The 3,237-nt window shown below is 44.5% G+C and carries 4 protein-coding genes and 1 pseudogene; 3 read left to right on the top strand and 2 right to left on the bottom strand.

Annotated features, from left to right (window positions below):
• Positions 1-33 precede the first annotated feature (33 nt).
• Both IM322_RS23650 and IM322_RS04740 read left to right on the top strand, forming a co-directional pair.
• Positions 34-165 (top strand): annotated as a pseudogene (locus IM322_RS23650) (aconitate B); the annotation flags it as partial.
• A gap of 219 nt (positions 166-384) precedes the next feature.
• Complete coding sequence (locus IM322_RS04740) at positions 385-780, top strand: hypothetical protein (RefSeq protein ID WP_287675191.1); 396 nt, start codon at positions 385-387, stop codon at positions 778-780.
• A 5-nt stretch (positions 781-785) separates the two neighbouring features.
• Here IM322_RS04740 and IM322_RS04735 read toward each other — a convergent pair whose 3' ends face one another.
• Positions 786-1,121: a hypothetical protein gene (locus tag IM322_RS04735; protein ID WP_287675189.1), complete on the bottom strand. Its 336-nt coding sequence runs from the start codon at positions 1,119-1,121 to the stop codon at positions 786-788.
• Positions 1,122-1,415: 294 nt separating this feature from the next.
• Here IM322_RS04735 and rpe point away from each other — a divergent pair, with 294 nt between their 5' ends.
• Positions 1,416-2,123 (top strand): ribulose-phosphate 3-epimerase, encoded by a 708-nt coding sequence (rpe, locus tag IM322_RS04730; RefSeq protein WP_287076083.1) that lies wholly within the window; start codon positions 1,416-1,418, stop codon positions 2,121-2,123.
• Between the two features lie 48 nt (positions 2,124-2,171).
• On the opposite strand, the gene hisN is transcribed toward rpe, so the two are convergent.
• Positions 2,172-2,978 carry a histidinol-phosphatase gene (hisN, locus tag IM322_RS04725; RefSeq protein WP_287675188.1) on the bottom strand — a complete coding sequence of 269 codons (807 nt, stop codon included), beginning with the start codon at positions 2,976-2,978 and terminating at the stop codon, positions 2,172-2,174.
• Positions 2,979-3,237: the final 259 nt, after the last annotated feature.

Genomic DNA, 3,237 nt, shown 5'->3' with positions numbered 1-3,237 from the left:
CGTCACAAGTGAAGACTAGGAGACAATAGACCTATGTTAGAAGCGTATCATCAGCACGTTGCCGACCGAGCGAAATTAGGTATCCCTCCCCTTCCCCTCAACGCTCAACAAACGGCGGAATTATGCGAAATGCTCAAAAATACGCCCAAAGAACTCAAGGGAGATTCGAGTTATCCGACACCAATCCCTACGCTAAACAGGTTATCGATGCTTGGGCCAACGGCACTCGGTTTAGGGACTTGCGTAGGAATAATATCCCAGCCAGAAAATCGCTCTGTAGAAGAATCAGACCAGCCCTAAATGGCACATTATCAAAGCGCAAGTCCCTAATTGCTACACAACGAAAGCCCTGCTCTTAAATCAATCCCCAAAATGTTATCGCCCATGAAAAATTTTAATGAATTAGACGAACTGGAAGCTTTTCAGCGCCGTTTAGAGTCTGCTCGTCTGCGTCGTCGTCAGTTGGAAGAGCAGCGCAGACAACTAGAGAATGAATATACTTCCTACGATACACCAGAAAAACTGAAAGGACTGGCCGAAATTGCCGAGACAGCTACTGAATCACCGACTTTTAAGCCAAAATTTTGCCATTTTTATCATCGAAGAGTGACGAGAACGACAGCAGATATAGTGGAAGGGGTGATCGGAATTACCTTTGGAAGCAATATCCCCTTAGCGATCGTAGCCCTAATTATTATTAAATTGCTAAGGATGCTTCTGGAAAACCGTCTTGATGATTATTGCGCTCAGTCTGGAGAAAACGAACCAGAATCAAGATAAAAAACCTAAGATGCTTCATTAACAGATATTTCAGCTTTTTTGAGGGCAATTTGCCATTCTAAGTCAGCTATTTCTCGATCGAGTTCGACAATTTCACTATTAACTTGCTTTAAATCGGCGATAATTTCTTGTTTACTGCGTTTTCTACCGTAGATAGCCAGTTCATCCTCTTGTAATTTCTCAAGGATAGAGTCTAGGGAACCGGTTAAATCGGCCGAGGGATTGTCCATAATACCTAAACGCATTAAGACCTGTACCGCTTTGACAACGTCTTGCTGATAGGCTTCTCTAGAAGGGTAATCTTGGGGGTTTTTGAGATTTAAAGCGTCAATGATATTCATATTTCAGGTTATGAAGGTTAAATGCGAAACGGTGATTATGTCACACTTATATACCTCAAGTTTCTAAGAAATTCCCTAACAGGGATGGCAATATCTTTCATTTTAGAGTAGAAATCCTTGATTGTCAGTAGCGGTTATTGCCATACAACAATCACAAGTTTTTGTCTGTTACAATTTATACAAAATGCCGTGGGATTACCCCGACTGAAAACTCAAATCCGATTAGTGATCACTGATCACTGATTACTGATAAGATTGTTACGAAAATATAAACACGAAATTCTATAGTTAGCCATGACCCAAAACGGAAGCTCGAAGTCGATCGTTGTCTCTCCCTCGATCCTATCGGCGGATTTTAGTAAATTAGGAGCCGATATCGAGGCTGTGGATAAGGCAGGAGCCGATTGGATTCACGTTGATGTGATGGATGGTCGTTTTGTCCCGAATATCACCATTGGACCCCTGATTGTCTCCGCTATTCGTCCCTATACGAAAAAACCTTTAGATGTGCATTTAATGATCGTGGAACCGGAAAAATATGTGGCTGACTTTGCGAAAGCGGGTGCTGACATTATTTCTGTTCACGCTGAACATAATGCTTCTCCCCACCTCCATCGTACTCTTTGCCAAATCCGCGAACTCGGCAAACAAGCGGGTGTGGTATTAAATCCCTCCACTCCCCTAGATTTAATCGAATATGTGCTGCATTTGTGCGATTTAGTCTTAATTATGAGCGTTAACCCCGGTTTTGGTGGCCAGAGTTTTATCCCGGAAGTTGTCCCCAAAATCCGTCAATTACGCCAAATGTGCGATGAAAGAGGCTTGGATCCCTGGATTGAAGTCGATGGCGGCTTAAAACCGGCTAATACTTGGCAAGTTCTCGAAGCGGGTGCTAATGCGATTGTAGCAGGTTCGGCGGTATTTAATGCCCCCGATTACGCGACGGCGATCGAAGGTATCCGTAACAGCAAACGTCCCCAACCTCAATTAGTCACCGTTTAATTGCCGCGGGGGTGGGTTAGCTGTTGATTAATTATCTTAGTATTGGCACTAACCCACTCTGTTGATTTGTTCTAAAACCTGCCGCCATAAACCAGAATTAGAGACGGCTAAAACTTCGCTAGAATCAGCTTGTAGGGGATTACCTGACCAATCGCTAATTATTCCGCCCGCACCTTCAATAATCGGGATTAAAGCACAAAAATCGTAGTATTTCAGGTCTGATTCTAGGATTACCATCGGCATGGCAGTGCAGCCAGTGGCTAACATCATATAGTTATAACAATCACCCCCAAAAGCGGTACGTTTACAGACGGTTTGCAGCTGACGAGCGATCGCTTGTTGTCGTTCTGTGATAAACATTAAGGGAGTGGTGGAGGCTAAACAGGCATTTTTTAAGACAAGTTCCCGATCTTGACGGTAGGGATTAACAATCATCCGGTTATTATAAAGACTCGCTTTTCCCTTCACTCCTAACCAGCGATCGCCTAAAATCGGTTGATCGACAATTCCTAAAATCGGTTGATTTTCTGCCACTAGGCCGATTAAAGTCCCAAAAATCGGTAATCCCTTGACAAAAGAGGATGTTCCATCGATCGGATCCAACACCCAATAACGACCACTTTGGGCAGGAATATTGGCTCCTTCTTCGCGAATAACCCCATCTTCGGGTAATTCTCGCCGAATAATCGCCACCATCGCCTCCTCAGCTTCTTGATCGGCGATTGTTACTATTGAGGAAACTTGATCGAGTTTTGTCTCGGTTTCTAGATGGGGCTGCCGAAAATAGCGCCGGATAATCTCTCCAGAAGTGTCCGCTAATTGATGAGCTAGTTGGATAGTGCGATCAATATTCATCAATAAAAGTTATCTAGGGTCTGCTGAAAAAGTTTTTCGGTGGGGGTTGGGGGTTGGGGGTTGGGGGTTGGGGGTTGGGGGGTGGGGGGTGGGGGGTGGGGGGTGGGGTGTGGGGGGTGGGGGGATGGGGGATGGGGGATGGGTTTTACCGATTTTCAGGTGGTCAACTACCTAATTTTCAGGGAAAAAGTACCTGAATTTTCCCCCTGATCACTCCCATGCCTGGTACTTTTTGATTGACAAAAAGTCTAAAAGTCTT

It is taken from the genome of Microcystis sp. M109S1, assembly GCF_020247025.1.
Lineage (GTDB): Bacteria > Cyanobacteriota > Cyanobacteriia > Cyanobacteriales > Microcystaceae > Microcystis.
Note: the sequence above shows the minus strand (reverse complement) of the source record. Positions and strands in the feature narration are given on the sequence as shown.